Origin of the sequence: Streptomyces sp. NPDC053076 (genome assembly GCF_044546845.1) — a bacterium.
In the GTDB taxonomy this organism is placed as follows: domain Bacteria; phylum Actinomycetota; class Actinomycetes; order Streptomycetales; family Streptomycetaceae; genus Streptomyces.
Window position 1 is genome coordinate 778,586 of the sequence record NZ_JBITZL010000004.1, and the last position, 15,898, is coordinate 794,483.

The 15,898-nt window shown below is 69.0% G+C and carries 16 protein-coding genes and 2 pseudogenes; 11 read left to right on the top strand and 7 right to left on the bottom strand.

Annotated features, from left to right (window positions below; translation table 11 throughout):
• The first annotated feature begins 26 nt into the window (after nt 1–26).
• From ACIGYR_RS20755 to ilvC, 3 genes are read left to right on the top strand one after another with little or no spacing between them, the layout of a single operon-like run.
• On the top strand, nt 27–1,880 hold the full coding sequence (locus tag ACIGYR_RS20755; protein WP_399597473.1) for an acetolactate synthase large subunit: 1,854 nt from the start codon (nt 27–29) through the stop codon (nt 1,878–1,880).
• A gap of 14 nt (nt 1,881–1,894) precedes the next feature.
• Nucleotides 1,895–2,458 (top strand): acetolactate synthase small subunit, encoded by a 564-nt coding sequence (ilvN, locus tag ACIGYR_RS20760; RefSeq protein WP_391840318.1) that lies wholly within the window; start codon nt 1,895–1,897, stop codon nt 2,456–2,458.
• A 47-nt stretch (nt 2,459–2,505) separates the two neighbouring features.
• The gene (ilvC, locus tag ACIGYR_RS20765; protein WP_391840316.1) at nt 2,506–3,504 is read left to right on the top strand and encodes a ketol-acid reductoisomerase; all 999 of its coding nucleotides are present in this window, start codon (nt 2,506–2,508) and stop codon (nt 3,502–3,504) included.
• Nucleotides 3,505–3,603: 99 nt separating this feature from the next.
• Here ilvC and ACIGYR_RS20770 read toward each other — a convergent pair whose 3' ends face one another.
• Genes ACIGYR_RS20770 through ACIGYR_RS20785 form a run of 4 tightly spaced genes read right to left on the bottom strand, consistent with a single transcriptional unit; the run spans nt 3,604 to nt 9,891 of the window.
• On the bottom strand, nt 3,604–4,002 hold the full coding sequence (locus ACIGYR_RS20770) for an Imm7 family immunity protein (RefSeq protein WP_391840314.1): 399 nt from the start codon (nt 4,000–4,002) through the stop codon (nt 3,604–3,606).
• Between the two features lie 4 nt (nt 4,003–4,006).
• Nucleotides 4,007–8,713: a putative T7SS-secreted protein gene (locus ACIGYR_RS20775; RefSeq protein WP_399597468.1), complete on the bottom strand. Its 4,707-nt coding sequence runs from the start codon at nt 8,711–8,713 to the stop codon at nt 4,007–4,009.
• A gap of 3 nt (nt 8,714–8,716) precedes the next feature.
• Nucleotides 8,717–9,373, bottom strand: a complete 657-nt coding sequence (locus ACIGYR_RS20780; protein WP_399597465.1) for a hypothetical protein — start codon at nt 9,371–9,373, stop codon at nt 8,717–8,719.
• Nucleotides 9,373–9,891 carry a hypothetical protein gene (locus ACIGYR_RS20785; protein WP_399597463.1) on the bottom strand — a complete coding sequence of 173 codons (519 nt, stop codon included), beginning with the start codon at nt 9,889–9,891 and terminating at the stop codon, nt 9,373–9,375. The genes ACIGYR_RS20780 and ACIGYR_RS20785 overlap by 1 nt, the downstream gene beginning before the upstream one ends.
• Nucleotides 9,892–10,127: 236 nt before the next feature.
• On the opposite strand from ACIGYR_RS20785, the gene ACIGYR_RS20790 reads away from it, so the two are divergent.
• On the top strand, nt 10,128–10,391 hold the full coding sequence (locus tag ACIGYR_RS20790) for a type II toxin-antitoxin system RelE/ParE family toxin (protein WP_399597460.1): 264 nt from the start codon (nt 10,128–10,130) through the stop codon (nt 10,389–10,391).
• A gap of 114 nt (nt 10,392–10,505) precedes the next feature.
• Nucleotides 10,506–10,730, top strand: a pseudogene (locus tag ACIGYR_RS20795) (hypothetical protein); the annotation flags it as partial.
• Nucleotides 10,731–11,165: 435 nt separating this feature from the next.
• Here ACIGYR_RS20795 and ACIGYR_RS20800 read toward each other — a convergent pair.
• Nucleotides 11,166–11,696, bottom strand: a complete 531-nt coding sequence (locus ACIGYR_RS20800) for an NUDIX domain-containing protein (protein WP_399597458.1) — start codon at nt 11,694–11,696, stop codon at nt 11,166–11,168.
• A 1-nt stretch (nt 11,697) separates the two neighbouring features.
• Nucleotides 11,698–11,826, bottom strand: a complete 129-nt coding sequence (locus tag ACIGYR_RS20805) for a hypothetical protein (RefSeq protein WP_399598681.1) — start codon at nt 11,824–11,826, stop codon at nt 11,698–11,700.
• Here ACIGYR_RS20805 and ACIGYR_RS20810 point away from each other — a divergent pair.
• From ACIGYR_RS20810 to ACIGYR_RS20835, 6 genes and pseudogenes are all read left to right on the top strand, one after another.
• Nucleotides 11,822–12,088, top strand: a pseudogene (locus tag ACIGYR_RS20810) (SAM-dependent methyltransferase); the annotation flags it as partial. The gene ACIGYR_RS20805 and the pseudogene ACIGYR_RS20810 overlap by 5 nt on opposite strands.
• Before the next feature lie 31 nt (nt 12,089–12,119).
• Nucleotides 12,120–12,665, top strand: a complete 546-nt coding sequence (locus ACIGYR_RS20815; RefSeq protein ID WP_399597455.1) for an HAD domain-containing protein — start codon at nt 12,120–12,122, stop codon at nt 12,663–12,665.
• A 288-nt stretch (nt 12,666–12,953) separates the two neighbouring features.
• Nucleotides 12,954–13,223: a type II toxin-antitoxin system Phd/YefM family antitoxin gene (locus ACIGYR_RS20820; protein ID WP_019434848.1), complete on the top strand. Its 270-nt coding sequence runs from the start codon at nt 12,954–12,956 to the stop codon at nt 13,221–13,223.
• A complete protein-coding gene (locus ACIGYR_RS20825) occupies nt 13,216–13,479 on the top strand; it encodes a type II toxin-antitoxin system RelE/ParE family toxin (protein ID WP_399597452.1) in 264 nt (87 codons plus the stop codon). Before ACIGYR_RS20820 ends, ACIGYR_RS20825 begins: the two co-directional genes overlap by 8 nt.
• A 90-nt stretch (nt 13,480–13,569) precedes the next feature.
• Complete coding sequence (locus ACIGYR_RS20830) at nt 13,570–13,782, top strand: hypothetical protein (RefSeq protein WP_399597449.1); 213 nt, start codon at nt 13,570–13,572, stop codon at nt 13,780–13,782.
• Between the two features lie 78 nt (nt 13,783–13,860).
• Nucleotides 13,861–14,442 (top strand): Uma2 family endonuclease, encoded by a 582-nt coding sequence (locus tag ACIGYR_RS20835; protein ID WP_399597446.1) that lies wholly within the window; start codon nt 13,861–13,863, stop codon nt 14,440–14,442.
• A gap of 101 nt (nt 14,443–14,543) precedes the next feature.
• Here ACIGYR_RS20835 and ychF read toward each other — a convergent pair whose 3' ends face one another.
• Nucleotides 14,544–15,632: a redox-regulated ATPase YchF gene (gene ychF / locus ACIGYR_RS20840; RefSeq protein ID WP_399597443.1), complete on the bottom strand. Its 1,089-nt coding sequence runs from the start codon at nt 15,630–15,632 to the stop codon at nt 14,544–14,546.
• Nucleotides 15,633–15,898 lie beyond the last annotated feature (266 nt).

Genomic DNA, 15,898 nt, shown 5'->3' on the forward strand with positions numbered 1-15,898 from the left:
ACCCCTACGAACCTTGGGAACCGACCATGCCGAACACTGTGCAAGAGGCCCCCGCGGCCCGCCTTCCACGGATGCGCCCAGCCGACGAGACCGTGACGGGCGCCCAGTCCCTGATCCGCTCCCTCGAAGAGGTCGGCGCGGACACCGTTTTCGGGATTCCCGGTGGCTCGATCCTCCCGGCGTACGACCCGATGATGGACTCGGCGCGGATCCGCCACGTCCTGGTCCGCCACGAGCAGGGCGCCGGCCACGCGGCCACCGGTTACGCGCAGGCCACCGGGAAGGTCGGTGTCTGCATCGCGACCTCCGGGCCGGGAGCGACGAACCTGGTGACACCGATCGCCGACGCCCACATGGACTCCGTACCGCTCGTGGCGATCACGGGCCAGGTGTCGTCGAAGGCGATCGGCACGGACGCCTTCCAGGAGGCGGACATCGTCGGCATCACGATGCCGATCACCAAGCACAACTTCCTGGTCACCGACGCCGATGACATCCCGCGGACGATCGCCGAGGCGTTCCACCTGGCCTCGACCGGCCGCCCCGGACCGGTCCTGGTCGACATCACCAAGGACGCCCTCCAGGCGCGGACCACCTTCGTCTGGCCCGGGGCGGCGCACCTGCGCGGGTACCGCCCGAAGACCCGCCCGCACCCGCGGCAGATCCGCGAGGCGGCCCGGCTGATCACCTCGTCCGAACGTCCCGTCCTGTACGTCGGCGGCGGTGTCCTGAAGGCCGGGGCGACCGCTGAGCTGCGCGACCTCGCCGAACTGACCGGCGTGCCCGTCGTCACCACGCTGATGGCTCTCGGCGCCTTCCCCGGCAGCCATCCGCAGCACATGGGCATGCCGGGCATGCACGGTGACGTGTCCGCCGTGGCGGCCCTGCAGAAGGCGGACCTGATCGTCGCTCTCGGCGCCCGCTTCGACGACCGTGTCACCGGCAGGCTGGACAGCTTCGCCCCCCACGCCAAGGTCGTGCACGCCGACATCGATCCGGCGGAGATCTCCAAGAACCGGTACGCGGACGTGCCGATCGTCGGCGACGCCCGCGAGGTGATCGACGCGCTGGTGACCGCCGTACGGGAGGAAGGCGGGACCGGTGACCACAGCGCCTGGTGGCGGGACCTGAGGCGCTGGCGGGACACGTATCCCCGCGGTTACGAACCGCCCGCCGACGGCACCCTCTCCCCGCAGCTGGTCATCGAACGCATCGGCCGGCTCGCCCCCGAGGGCACCCTCTTCGCCTCCGGCGTCGGCCAGCACCAGATGTGGGCGGCGCAGTTCCTGCCGCACGACGAGCCGGGCACCTGGTTCAACTCCGGTGGCGCCGGGACGATGGGCTACGCGGTCCCGGCCGCGATGGGCGCCAAGGCCGGCCGGCCCGACCGCACGGTGTGGGCGATCGACGGCGACGGCTGTTTCCAGATGACCAACCAGGAACTGGTCACCTGTGCCCTGAACAACATCCCGATCAAGGTCGCCGTCATCAACAACGGCGCTCTCGGCATGGTCCGCCAGTGGCAGAACCTCTTCTACGGGGCGCGGTTCTCCAACACGGTGCTGCACGACGGCGCGACCAACGCCGCGACCGGCTCCACCCGGGGCGTGGGCTCCACGGCCAACCGGGGCACCCGCGTCCCGGACTTCGTCCTCCTCGCCGAGGCGATGGGCTGTGTGGGTCTGCGCTGCGACTCCCCGGACGAGCTGGACGCGGTCATCGACAAGGCCAACTCGGTCACCGACCGTCCGGTGGTGGTGGACTTCATCGTCCACGAGGACGCGATGGTGTGGCCGATGGTCCCGGCCGGCACTTCCAACGACGACATCATGGCCGCCCGTGACGTGCGTCCCGACTTCGGCGACGCGACGGACGACTGAGAGGACCCTCCGACATGTCTCAGCACACGCTCTCCGTCCTGGTCGAGAACACCCCCGGCATCCTGGCCCGGATCGCCGCCCTGTTCTCCCGGCGCGGTTTCAACATCGACTCGCTCGCCGTGGGCACCACCGAGCACCCGGACCTCTCCCGCGTCACGATCGTCGTCCGGGTCGACGACGAACTCTCCTTGGAGCAGGTCACCAAGCAGCTCAACAAGCTCGTCAACGTCCTGAAGGTCGTCGAGCTGGAGGCGGCGGACGCGGTCCAGCGCGAACTGGTCCTCGTGAAGGTCCGTGCCGACAACACCACCCGCTCCCAGGTCCTGGAGATCGCCGAGCTGTTCCGCGCCCGCACCGTCGACGTCGCCCCCGAGGCGGTGACCCTGGAGGCCACCGGCGCCGCCGACAAGCTCGACGCGATGCTGCGGATGCTGGCGCAGTTCGGCATCAAGGAACTGGTCCAGTCCGGCGCGATCGCCATCGGCCGCGGCTCCCGCTCCCTGACGGAGCGAGGCGTCCGCGAGACCCGCACGCTGCGCATCACCTCGGCCGCGACCAGGTCCGCGCAGAGCGCCTGAAGCCGCCGGATCACACCGTTACCCACCACCCTAAGGAGATTTGACCCATGGCCGAGCTGTTCTACGACGCCGACGCCGACCTGTCCGTCATCCAGGGCCGCAAGGTCGCGGTCATCGGCTACGGCAGCCAGGGCCACGCCCACGCCCTGTCGCTGCGGGACTCCGGAGTCGACGTCCGTGTCGGTCTGCACGAGGGCTCCAGGTCCAGGGCCAAGGCCGAGGAGCAGGGCCTGCGCGTGGTGAGCCCGGCCGAGGCCGCCGCCGAGGCCGACGTCATCATGATCCTGGTCCCGGACCCGATCCAGGCCCAGGTCTACGAGGAGTCCATCAAGGACAACCTCAAGGACGGTGACGCGCTGTTCTTCGGTCACGGCTTCAACATCCGCTTCGGCTTCATCAAGCCCCCGGCCGGCGTGGACGTCTGCATGGTCGCCCCGAAGGGCCCGGGGCACCTGGTGCGCCGTCAGTACGAGGAGGGCCGGGGCGTTCCGTGCATCGCCGCGGTGGAGCAGGACGCCTCCGGTGCCGCCTTCGCGCTGGCCCTGTCGTACGCCAAGGGCATCGGCGGCACCCGCGCCGGTGTCATCAGGACGACGTTCACGGAGGAGACCGAGACCGATCTGTTCGGTGAGCAGGCCGTGCTGTGCGGTGGCACCGCGGCGCTGGTGAAGGCGGGCTTCGAGACCCTGGTCGAGGCGGGCTACCAGCCGGAGATCGCCTACTTCGAGTGCCTGCACGAGCTGAAGCTGATCGTGGACCTGATGTACGAGGGCGGACTGGAGAAGATGCGCTGGTCGGTCTCCGAGACCGCCGAGTGGGGCGACTACGTCACCGGCCCGCGGATCATCACCGACGCCACCAAGGCCGAGATGAGGCAGGTCCTCGCCGAGATCCAGGACGGCACGTTCGCCAAGAACTGGATGGAGGAGTACCACGGCGGTCTGAAGAAGTACGACGAGTACAAGCGGCAGGACTCCGAGCACCTGCTGGAGACCACCGGCAAGCAGCTGCGCAAGCTGATGAGCTGGGTCGACGAGGAGGCGTGAGGCACGGCAAAGGGGGCGGCTCCGCGAGCGGCCGCCCCCTCGTCCGCTGTCAGGCGGCTCCCGCGGACCTGCCCGAGCAGCGGTCGCGCCATCGGGTGCTCAGTCCTCGATCACCGGATTGCACGGCGAGAGGAACGGATCCAGCCGCTCCTCGACGATCCCCCTGCGCAGGACGCGCACCCGGAAGGCGTTGTCGGCGTTCGGGATGTCGCCGTCGTCGGAGCGGTCGTAGAGCATCCCCCAGGAGCCGGGGAAGCGGCGCGCGATGTACGCCACCAGTTCGTCCAGCTGCCCGGCCTCGTAGCCGATGTGGTTCGTGTGGCCGGTGGCCGTGACGACGTCCAGCCCGTTGAAGACGTCGAGCGCGACCTTGCAGCTGGAGGACCACTGGACCGCGTCGATCCGGGCACGCAACTCCTCGACACCCGCCCGCAGGGACTGGGAGTCGTCCTCGTACGGGTCCTCGGAGATACCGAACCAGCCATGGAACTCGTACATACCCTCACTCCAGCGGAGTCGTGTCGATCACCGGCTCGACGCCGTACCGGCGCCCGTATTCCCGGAGCTTATCGATCACGCCTGGTCCGGGCGGTCCGTCGAACTGGAAGTACGGCGTGCGGCCACTTTGGATCGCCGCCTCGAACGTGGCTTGCGCCTGCTTGCGGAACTTCTTGTTCAAGGTGAAGTCCGCGGGCTTCGCCTGGGCCACGTACTCGTCGCTGATCGCGTCGAACTCGCGTCCGTCCGGGTCGTTCGCGAACCTCCTGCGGGGCTCTCCGCCGAGCTTCTCGGCCAGCTTGTCGGCGTCGGCGTCGGGTTTGTTGACCTCGTGGAGTTCGCCGAGCCCCCCGTTGTCCTCGTACGGCGCGAGGCCCAGCGGATCGCTGAACCGGTGCGGGTTGTGCACGTACGCCGTCGGGTTGGGCGCGGGCGCGAGGCCCAGCGGGTCGGGCGTGATGTACCGGGCGGTCTGCGGGTCGTAGTAGCGGTGGTGGTTGTAGTGGAGGCCGGTCTCCGGGTCGAAGTACTGGCCGGGGAAGCGCAGCGGTGTGTACGCGGACGCGTCGGCGTTCCACGTCGTGACACCCCACAGCGTGGTGCGGCTCTGCCAGGCGATGCGCCCGTCCTCGCCGATGAGCTCGGTCGGGGTGCCGATGAGGTCGGTCGCGATCGCGAAGAACCGGGCGTCGATCTCCCGCCGGGTGGCCGCGTCGGTGAGCCGTTCGGTCTGGGCGACAGGGGTCAGGCCCTCGTGGTCCCAGCTCAGCGTGGTGTGGTGGGACAGCTCGCCGGGGATCTCCGTGGTCTGCTCCGCGAGCACGGGACCGTCCCAGACGAAGCGCGTGCGCTCGGCCACCGCTCGGCCGTCGGCCGTCATGCGCTCCTTGGCGATGCGCCGGCCGAGCGGGTCGTACCGGTAGCGCCACAGGGTGCCGTCCGGGGTCGTGACGCCGGTGAGCCGGTCCTCGGCGTCGTACGCGTACGTCCACACGTCACGCTTCTTCGACAGCCGGGTCTTCGAGCGGCGGATCAGCCGGCCGGCGTCGTCGTACACGTAGCGGTTCGCCCCGGCCTCCAGGACCCGGGTGCCGGTGTAGGAGCGCTCACCGCGCGCGTCGCCGCTGGCGTGGCGGTCCGGCCAGGCGGCGGAGATGTTGTTGCCGCCGCTGTCGTACGCGTAGGACTCGCTCCACCGGTCGGCCGTGACCGCGGTGACCCGGCCCGTCGCGTCCAGGCCGAAGCGGCGCGGGCCACGCAGGGTGTCGTCGACCGCGATGAGATGGCCGTCCTCGCGGTACGCGTACGTCCGCAGGTTCAGCCGGTGGCCACCGCGCGCGATCTCCTGGGCGGTGAGCCGGCCCGCGGCGTTCCAGTCCGACGTCAGCGTCAGCGTGTCCCCGACGCTGCGGGTCAGCTCGCGCCCCGCGGCGTCACGCGTGAACACGAGGTCGTGGCCCGCGACGGTCAGCGTGGCGGCACGGCCCCCGCCGTCGTGCGTGTACGAGGTGACATGGCCGCTCGGGGTGACGCGCCGGGTGCGGCGCCCGGCCGCGTCGTACCGGAACGACAGCGCACGCCCGTCGACGAGTTCGGTCTTGACGTGGCCCCGGTGGTCGTACGCGTACGTCAGTTCCGCGTCGGGCCCGATGGCCCGCAGCAGCCGGCCCGCGGGGTCGTACTCGTACGTCGTCACGGCGCCGCCGGCGTCCTTGCGGACGACCTGGCCGAGCACGTCCCGCTCGTAGTGGACGGCCGTGCCGAGCGGGCTGGTACGGGTCAGCACCCGGCCGAGCGGATCGACGTCGTAGGTGATGGTGCGGCCGTCGAAGTCGGTCTCGGCGACGAGGTTGCCGGCCGGGTCGTAGGTGTAGCTCCACCGCAGGCCCAGGGGGTTGCGGACCTCGGTGAGCCGCAATTCGGTGTCGTGCGTGAACTCGTGGCGGGTGCCGTCGGGGTCGGTGCGGGCCGTGAGCAGGTCGAAGTGGGTGTACTCGAAGGTCGTGGTGCGGCCCCCGGGGTCGGTGTGGCTGAGGCAGTTGCCCTCGCCGTCGTACGTCCACCGCTCCACCGCGCCGTCCGGGCCCGTGAACCGCGCGAGCCGGCCCTCAGGGGTCCACTCGAAGCGGGCGGTGCCGCCGCTCGGGCCGGTACGCTCGGTGATCCGGCCGAAGGCGTCCCGCACGTACGACGTCGTACCGCCGTCCGGAGCCGTCTGGGCCATAAGGAGGCCCGCGGCATTGTGGCGCAGCAGGGTCGTCGCGCCCGGGGGTCCCCCCGCTCGCGGGGCAGGGCCGGTGACCGAGGTGACGTGGCCGAGCGCGTCGTGGGTGTAGCGGGTGGTGCGCCCGGCGGGGTTGGTGACCGCGACCCGGTTGCCGCGTTCGTCGAACTCCTGCGTCCAGCGCAGCCCGCCCGGCTGGACCAGCTCGACCGGGCGGCCGTCGCTGCCGTAGGCCGCCGTCTGCACGCTGCCGTCGGGGCGGGTCGTCGAGACGAGACGGCCCTCGTCGTCCCAGCGGAACTCGGTGCGCCCGCCTGGGCGTCCCCCCGCTCGCGGGGCAGGGTCGGTACGGGACAACAGCCGGTCGTCGCGGTCGTAGGCGTAGCGGATCGTCGCGCCCGTGGGCCAGGTCTCGGCGACGACCTGGAGGTGGCTGTTGACCGTGTAGCGCCAGGTGTGGCCGAGGGAGTCGGTGACCGTGGTGGTGGTCAGGCCGGTGTCGGGGTGCGGGTCGCTGTAGTGGAACTCCGAGCGCAGGTGCCCCTCGGCACCGGTCTGGGACACGCACCGGTCCCCGTCGTCGTACACGAAGCTGTAGCTGGAGCCGTTGGTGTCGGTCCAGGCGACGATGCGGCCTTCGCTGTCGTAGGCGAACCGGGTGGGGACGCCGGAGGACCTGGTGACCTCGGTGAGATGGCCTTCCTCGCTGTATCCGTATCCGGCGATCCGGGTGCCGCCGAGGCTCAGCGAGGTGATCCGGCGGTTCTCCGTGGTGAAGGTGAGGCGGTAGCCCCCCGAGTGGGTGAGGGCGAGCGGGGCGCCCTCCTCGTCGTACTCGGCGGTGATCGTGCGCCCGTTGCGGTCGGCGATCTCGGCGAGCGGCGCGGAGCCGTTGTCTCCCGGTTCGGCGCCGGGCGGGGCGAGGAAGTGCCGGACGATGCCCGTGTCCGGGTCGGTGAGCGTGTAACTGCCGTCGGTGTGCCGTTCCAGCGGCCAGCGCGGCCCCGCCTCGGGGAGCACCGGCGTGCCGGGAGCGGGGTGCGGATACGCGACGAGCAGGTTGTCCTCACCGTGGAAGACGACACCGATCGGGTCCACGGTCAGGCGCTGGTCGATCGTCGATGACCAGCTCTCGCCGAACCAGCGGCCCGCCCGGTACGACGACTCGAAGTCCCGGCGGAACAGCAGCGGCAGGCTGCCCGGCAGCAGCACGTCCTCCTGCGGCAGGAACATGCGGCCGGTCGCGAAGTCGACGGGCTCACGGCCGCACCGCTTGCCGTCGGGCCTGCGGACGGTCTCCCTGAGCCTGCGGGCGCGGCGCGCCCTGGCGGCGTCCGCGAGCTCCTCCGTGAGCCTCGCGCCCTTCCCGGCGGCTCCGGCGCCACCCGTCGCGACGGTGAGGATCACGTCCGGCACGAACGTGCCGAGCCCTTCCGCCGGGTCCTTCATGAAGTCGTCCAGCATCTGCTTGCCGCTGCCCCAGGGGTCGTTGGCGACCTGGACGAGTCCGGCGACGGTGCTGTTGAGATGGGTGACGTAGTCGGCGGGATGCGTGAGGTTGTACGGGTCCATCGGGTCGAGGCCCCGGACGAAGTTCACGATGCCCGCGGTGCCCTTGACCGCGCCCATGGTGAAGTGGGTCTTCATCAGTTCGACCTCGTCGAGCCCCTCCTTCAGCTGTTCGCCGTAGGAGGGCTTGCGCGGGGCCGCGTCCCGGGCCTTCTGCACGGCTGTGCGGGCGGTCTCAGCGGCGGAGTTCCGCTGCTTGCGCGCCTCGGCGAGGATGTCCTGCGCCTCCTGCATCCTCGCCTTGCCCGGGTCGGAGAACTCACCGGGTTCCGCCGGCAGTGTGGCGGGGTCACGCTTGTCGGCGGGCGTCGCCTTGTACTTTTCGACGGCTTTTCTGTAGCCGTCGACCTTCTGCTTGTGCGCGTCCAGGGCGTCCGCCGAAGCCTTCGTGCCCTCCTTCCACTTGTCGATCGCGGACTGCGCCTGGTCCTGCGCCCAGGTCACCGTGTACGCGAACGACTCCAGCGCCTTCGCCGCTTCCTCGAACGCGTCCGCGCCCTTGTACCACTTGGGCGGCTCCAGTTTCACCGTCCCGCGGAACGCGTCCGCCGCCTGCCCCCGCAGGGAGTCCGAGTCCAGCCCCTCGATGCCGAGCCCGACGTCGTTGAACGACTCCGTGAAGGCCCGCAGGTGGGACGCGGTGGAGCGCAGCTTGCCCGGCGAACCGTAGACGAGCTTGGTCTTGTCCTCGGTCTGCCCGAGGTCCATCTCGTCGACCTCGGCACCCATCCGGTTCGCCAGTGAGCGCGACTGCTCGCGCACCCAGTCCGCACCGGACTTCCAGCCGACGTCGTCGAGCCGGTCCGCCGTCCAGTTGCCGGCGTCCTCGACCCGGTTGCCGACCCACTCGACGCCGTCCTCGACCGCGTCCTCGACGACGTCCGGCGTGATGTCACTGACGAGATCCCCGATGCCCATACGTCAGTTCCCCCCACGGTTGTCCTGCTGCTGTTGCTGCTGGGCGCGCTCATCGGGCGACGGCCCGAAGGTGTCGTCGACGGCCTTGTCGAACTGTTCCTGGTCGATGCCGAGGAGGTCGTTGAGCATCCGCGACCGCTCGCCGCCCTGTCCCTCGGTGAGCACCGCGCGCCCGGTGTCCTTCCAGGTCTGGGTGATCTCGTCACCGGCGCGGTCCCATGACGCGACGCTGTAGTCCGGGTGCAGCGCGTCCGGTGTGAACACCTCGCCCCAGCTCTGCTTGGCGATGTCCTCCTCGGAGGCGTACGGGCTGCCGCCGGCGACCGAGTTGACGCCGAACTTCAGCGCGGTCTCGACGTACTGGTCCTCCTCCCACAGCACGCCCGCGGCCAGGCCGAGATTCGCCGCGATGGTGTTGGCGTCATGGATCAGCGCTCGCACGCCCCACTCCCACCGCTCGCAGAAGTCCTCGAAGTCCACGGACAGGCCGTGGTGCCCGGCTTCCATGCCGGTCATCGCCAGTTCGGAGAAGCCCTTGCCGAGCACCGCTCCGGTGCCCGTACCGATCTCCTTCAGCTCACCGACCGCGTTGCGCAGGCCCTGGGTGAGCCGCTGGACGGTGTAGTCGTCGACACCGAGATCCTTCGCCTCGTCGCCCATCAGGCGGCACCCCCTGCGCTCCGGTCGGTCCTGTGGGGCGCGTCGGTCGCATCGGTCCCGCGGACGCGCTTGTCCGGCGTGCCGACGGCGACTTCGTCCGGCACGATGCCCACGGCGGGCGGGAACAGCATGGACCCGTCAGGGTCCGCGACGTCGACGGCGATGCCCGCGGGCTCGCCCATCGCCGGGATGATCTCGTCGAGCAGCCGGGCGCCGAGCAGTTCGGCGAACTCCCAGGACCGCGCGGTGTCCTGACCGCTGCCGGAACCCCAGGACCGCGCGGTGTCCTGACCGCTGCCGGACTCCCGCGCCCGCGACTGAGCGAAGCGGGCGAGGGCCTCCTCGCCGGTGAACGCGAACACCCAGCGCACACCGCCGAAATGTCCCGTCCACAGCCCGCCGCGGTCCAGCGGTACGAGCATCCGGGCCCGCCTCAGCTCCCCGAGGAGCGCCCGCGGATCGCCCGTCCCGGCCCGCCGCTCAGCGATCTGCTCGGCGAGCGCTGTCCCATGACGCACTTCCTTACCCCCCGACATCGACGATGACGCGCTTCCCAGAAAACCACGCCCACACCCATCCGACGGTTCCCGGCCACTGCCTCATACCGTTCCGGGCCGGGAGAGGGGATACGCGGGACGCACATCCGGTGTGGACCTGGGCCGGTCACGGGCCGAGGTCGTGTCATCGACGCGCATGACCGACCGGGCACCCGGCATCCCGATCGAGGACATCATGAGGGAGACGCTGGCGCGCGGTGAGTGAGTACCGAACCGTCTTCCGCCCCGAGGCACAGGCCGGACTTCGGAAGATCCCCCGCGACATGGCACTGCGCATCCTGGCCAAGCTGACCGAGCCGGCAACCGACCCCCTCGGCTTCAACACCACCGCACTCGCGTCCCAGCCCGAGCGACGCCGCCTGCGCGTCGGCAACCACCGCGTCGTCTACACGATCGACAACGGGGAACTGGTGGTCTGGGTCGTTCACGTGGGACACCGGTCCACCGTTTATGAGACCTGATCCCACTGACCCACCGTCAGAATATCCGGCACCCATCCAGCACGGTGACGACGAGGGGGTCGGACTCAACGGCGTCTCCGCTACGACCAGCCCGCGGCTCTCGGCGCCCTCCTCCGCCTTGACGCCCACCTCAGCACCCACCATGCGGACCGCTTCACCCCACCTTGGTCTCTGGGACCAGTGGGTCAATGCCCTGACCCACCTCCGCGGCGACCCCGCTTACGTCCCCGTCGAGCGGCGCCGCTCGACGGACCTCGAGTGCAAGTTCGCCAACGGCTGGCGACGCCTGTAGGTCGCGGTGCAATCACCGGCCCCAGGCCCCTAGTTCCCACCAGGTGAGGGCGTGAACAAACCAAACACACACCAGAAATTCGGTTCTGCCCGACGATGGAGATGCGGAAGACCGCCGACAGGCGGAGACAGGGGGAACCATACGCATCGACGTACGGGTAGGGGCAGAGGCTGACGAGCTGCGTTCACTGCACCAGTGGCTGGGGGCAGACAGGACTACTACTCACCACTAGAGAACAAAGAGTCCTCGGACAAGAACGATCGCGCTCGATCTTTCTGCGAACGTCACGTGACCGCCGAGGATCTCAGAGGGTTGGCCGCGTTCAAGGATTCAGATGAATGCGAATTTGAGGCGATCTTCGAATCCCTCTTCAGAGCAACGCCATCCGGCGACCGTGCGCAGCACTTTCTCCCTAAGCAAGCAGAATCAGATTGGATCACCCACACCTCTCAATAGACTGGGAAAACGCTCCCTTCCTTCACTCAGCGCCATCCATCGAGCGAGACCTGGGACCTGCCAGATAGATATCCGTGGAGGGCACTCGCTGTGGTGTCGACAAATGCTTCCGGAATGTCGCTGGCGTCGACCCAGCGGACCTGGGAGTGCTTACGGGGTTCGCGGTTTTCGGGTTCGCCGGTCCATTCGTGGGCGGCGAAGACGACGGTGAGGAAGCCGTTGGGGGCCTCAACGCCCCAGGCACCGTGGATGATGTGGGCGACCTTGAGGGACTCGGGCTTCACCGTGAGGCCGGTCTCCTCGTAGAGCTCGCGAACCGCAGTCTCGGTGATGGGCTCGCCCGGCTCGCTCTTGCCGACGGGGAGGTCCCACATTCCCTGGGCGAACTTCGCGTTCTCGCTGCGTTGGAGAAGGACCACGCGGTTGGCGGCCTTGTCGTGGACGATGACGGCGGCGACCAGCAGGGTCATGGATTCGAGCGCCGGCTTCAGGGCCTTCGGCTGATCGTCGGTCTGCTGGGCCACGGTGTTCCCTTCTTCGGGCGGATTGTTGGGCATGTTAGGCGAGGGCCTCGCGGGCGCGGCGAGCGAGATCGGCGGCGCCGGGGACACGGCGGCGCTGGTAGACCGCGAGAGTGAAGCGGACCGAGGTGATCGCCTTGCGGGTGCGGTCGGAGGTCACCCTCACGCCTGGACGGGTGCTCGCCTTCTCCGTCCCCCACCCGCAGCGCGGCGGCCGAAGCCCTTCGGGCGACGACCGACCCCGCCGCGACCACGTCACCCTCCCCGACCGCACCCGGCTCCCCATCGCCCGCTGGGAGTTCTCCACGGACCGCTGGGAGAGGCACCTCAGCCGAGCGGGTTTGTGGCTCACCTCGGCCCAGGAGTTCAACGACCCCCGCATGGGCCACTGGCCCACCACCCTGCTGATCCGCGCCCGCAAGCTCTGACAGCCGCGTTCATCCGGCCTATGGAGGACCGATGCGCCCGCCCTACCTGCTCCTCGACATCGACGGCGTCCTCATACCCTTCCCCGACGCGGACGGCTCGACCCCGGCCACGCACGCCCGCCACGACGTCGTCCCCGCCGGCCGGAGCGCCGACAACCCAGTCACCGTCTGGCTCAACCCCGACCACAGCCGCCTTCTCATGGACGTCATCCGCACCGGCCTGGTCACCCCGGTCTGGTGCACCAGCTGGCGCCAGGACGCCACCACCCTCATCGGGCCCCTTCTGGGCCTCACGACTCTGCCGTACATCGACCTGCCGCGCCCCCAGATCACCACCAGCCACCCCGACGGCTACCTGTGGAAGCGCGACCACGTCGACGACTGGCTGGCAGACGCCCCCGCCGTCTGGATCGACGACGACTTCACCAGCCTTGACCACGCCTGGGCGGCGGAGCGCACCGCCAAGGGAACGCCGACCCTCCTCGTCCAACCCAATCCACACCTCGGTCTACAGCCCGAGCACCTGACCGAGGTCATGACGTGGGTCGCGCAGTTACCCGTAGCCCGAGCCGCCTGACGAATGATGCCCTCGCTGCCTCGGACAGCGAGGGCATCAGGGTGCGCCGGGGGCGCCGCCTGCCTGGACGCGTTCAGCTTCTGAACGGGAGGGCAGCGTGATGGGGACTCTTGGAAACGAATCTGACCGGAGTTCCGTGAAGCGCTGATGAGGTTTCGCGAAAACGCGGTTTCCGTCGCTCTCGTCCAGCACCGATCCAGCACGGTGCGAGTTCATCGAGCGCGAGCGATGGACCGCCATGGACTCCAGCCATTGTGTACACATGGGACACTCGGTACCCTTGAGCGCATGACGCAGCCACTGCCCATAGAGTCCATCCGCGACGTGCGCGCGCACTTGGCGGAGGTCGTGGAGCGCGCGGACCGCGACGACGTACCCACGGTGATCACGCGCCGGGGCAAGGAAGTCGCCGCCGTGGTCTCCATCGAGGTGCTGCGCAAGTACCAGGAATGGGAAGAGCGCGAGATCAACCGGATCATCGACGAGCGCATGGCCAACCCTGCTCCCGGCATCCCGATCGAGGACATCATGAGGGAGACGCTGGCGCGCGGTGAGTGAGTACCGAACCGTCTTCCGCCCCGAGGCGCAGGCCGAGCTTCGGAAGATCCCTCGCGACATGGCGCTGCGCATCCTGGCCAAGCTGACCGAGCTGGAAACCGACCCCCTCGGCTTCAACACCACCGCACTCGTGTCCCAGCCCGAGCGACGCCGCCTGCGCGTCGGCAACCACCGCGTCGTCTACACGATCGACAACGGGGAACTGGTGGTCTGGGTCGTTCATGTGGGACACCGGTCCACCGCTTATGAGACCTGATCGCCGCTGACCCACCGTCAGAATTTCCGGCACCCATCCAGCACGGTGCGACGAAGGGGGCTGACTCGATAGAGTCCGCAAATCGGCCGAATGACCGCCGTGATCGCGGAGACCTCGTCGGCAACCTCGCTGAGTTGCCGTTCCGTTCTGATGAGCATGCGGCCGGAGATAGTAGACGGTTCATCCAACCCGCATCCGCTTCCGCGCTACGAGGCCCACGACGGTGCCGCCGCAGAGATCAACATCATGGTGATCGGGACCGCCGAGCAGATCATGGCCGGATATCAGGCGCCTTGCCGGTAACGGCTCGGCAAGTCGCCAGCGCTCCACTCGCCGTGCCATTCGCTCCTCGGCTTGAGCCGCAGGCGCTACCGTGAAGCCATGACCGCACTGCCCGACTGGATGCGCCCGCCGCGCGCGGAAGGCTGGTTCGCGGAGGACCTCGACCGTCTCCCCGAGGCACCCCGCCACACCGAGTTGATCGATGGAGCCCTCGTCTTCATGATGTCGCCCCAGCGGTCCTGGCATGGCCGCCTCGTCACCGCCCTGACCACCACGCTCATGGCGCAGGCACCAGCCGGATTCGAGGTCGAGCGGGAAATGACGATCCGCCTCGATGCCCGCAACCGCCCCGAGCCGGACCTCTTGCTGACGGACCTGCCCTACGATCCCGACCGCACCTGGTACGCACCGGAGGACGTGAAGCTCGTCATCGAGGCCGTATCCCCGGAGTCCGCCCATCGCGATCGCACAGTAAAGCTCCGCAAGTACGCAGAGGCCGGCATCCCGCACTACTGGTGCATCGAGGACGAGGACGGAGCACCCGTCGTCCACGTCTACGAGCTCGACGAACCCACCGGCGCCTACGCTCCCGCCGGGATCTTCCGGGGCACCCTTCAACGCCCCGTGCCCTTCGAGGTCAACCTGAACCTCGACAGGCTCACGCCGCCCCGAAGCAGCTGAAAAGTCAGCACGGGAATGTAGAAGGGGTCGGACTCGTCAGAGTCCGACCCCTTCTGAACTGCACGTTTGACGAAACTAGGTAACATGCAGTAACGAGACGATTACACGTTGAAGCGGAACTCCACCACGTCCCCGTCCTGCATGACGTAGTCCTTGCCCTCCATGCGGGCCTTGCCCTTGGCGCGGGCCTCGGCCACCGAACCGGTCTCGACCAGGTCGCCGAAGGAGATGACCTCGGCCTTGATGAAGCCCTTCTGGAAGTCGGTGTGGATGACACCGGCCGCCTCGGGGGCCGTGGCACCCTTCTTGATCGTCCAGGCGCGGGACTCCTTGGGGCCGGCCGTCAGGTACGTCTGGAGCCCCAGGGTGTTGAAGCCGACGCGGGCGAGGGTGGCGAGGCCGGGCTCGTCCTGGCCGACGGACTGGAGCAGCTCCAAGGCCTCCTCCTCGTCCAGCTCGGCGAGGTCCGCCTCCAGCTTCGCGTTCAGGAAGATCGCCTCGGCGGGGGCGACCAGGGCGCGCTGCTCGTTCTTGAACTCCTCGTCGACCAGCTCGTCCTCATCGACGTTGAAGACGTAGAGGAACGGCTTGGTGGTCAGCAGGTGCAGGTCGTGCAGGAGCTCGTTGCGCTCGGTGCCCTGGACGATGCCGTGCGCGAAGAGCGTGTCGCCCTTCTCCAGGATCTCCTTGGCCTCCTCGACGGCCTTGACCTTGGGAGCGATGTCCTTCTTGATCCGGGACTCCTTCTGGAGGCGCGGAAGGACCTTCTCGATCGTCTGGAGGTCGGCGAGGATCAGCTCGGTGTTGATCGTCTCGATGTCGTCCTTCGGCGAGACCTTGCCGTCGACGTGGACGACGTTCTCGTCCTTGAAGGCGCGGATGACCTGGCAGATCGCGTCGGACTCGCGGATGTTCGCGAGGAACTTGTTGCCCAGGCCCTCGCCCTCGGAGGCACCGCGCACGATGCCGGCGATGTCGACGAAGTCGACCGTGGCCGGAAGGATGCGCTCCGACTTGAAGATCGAGGCCAGCTTGGCGAGGCGGCCGTCGGGCACGCCGACCACGCCGACGTTGGGCTCGATCGTGGCGAACGGGTAGTTGGCCGCCAGCACGTCGTTCTTGGTCAGGGCGTTGAACAGGGTCGACTTGCCGACGTTGGGCAGGCCGACGATTCCGATCGTGAGCGACACGTTGCGACTTCCCGTAATTGAGTGGGCCAGGGGCTGCCAGGGGCCAGAGACCGACACTGGCCGATCCACCAGTTTACGGCGTCCGGCGCGCCCGCCTCGCGGGAGCGTCGAATGCCCGGCCAAGCTCGTCGCCCCGGCGTGTCCCGGGGCGGATTCTGCACATAAACAGACCTAGGTTGGTCCCTGTGGAGCAACACGGAAGGCGACCCCCGAACGACGGACCGCGACGCGGCATGCCGCCGCACACCCCACTGCCGCCGCAGGCG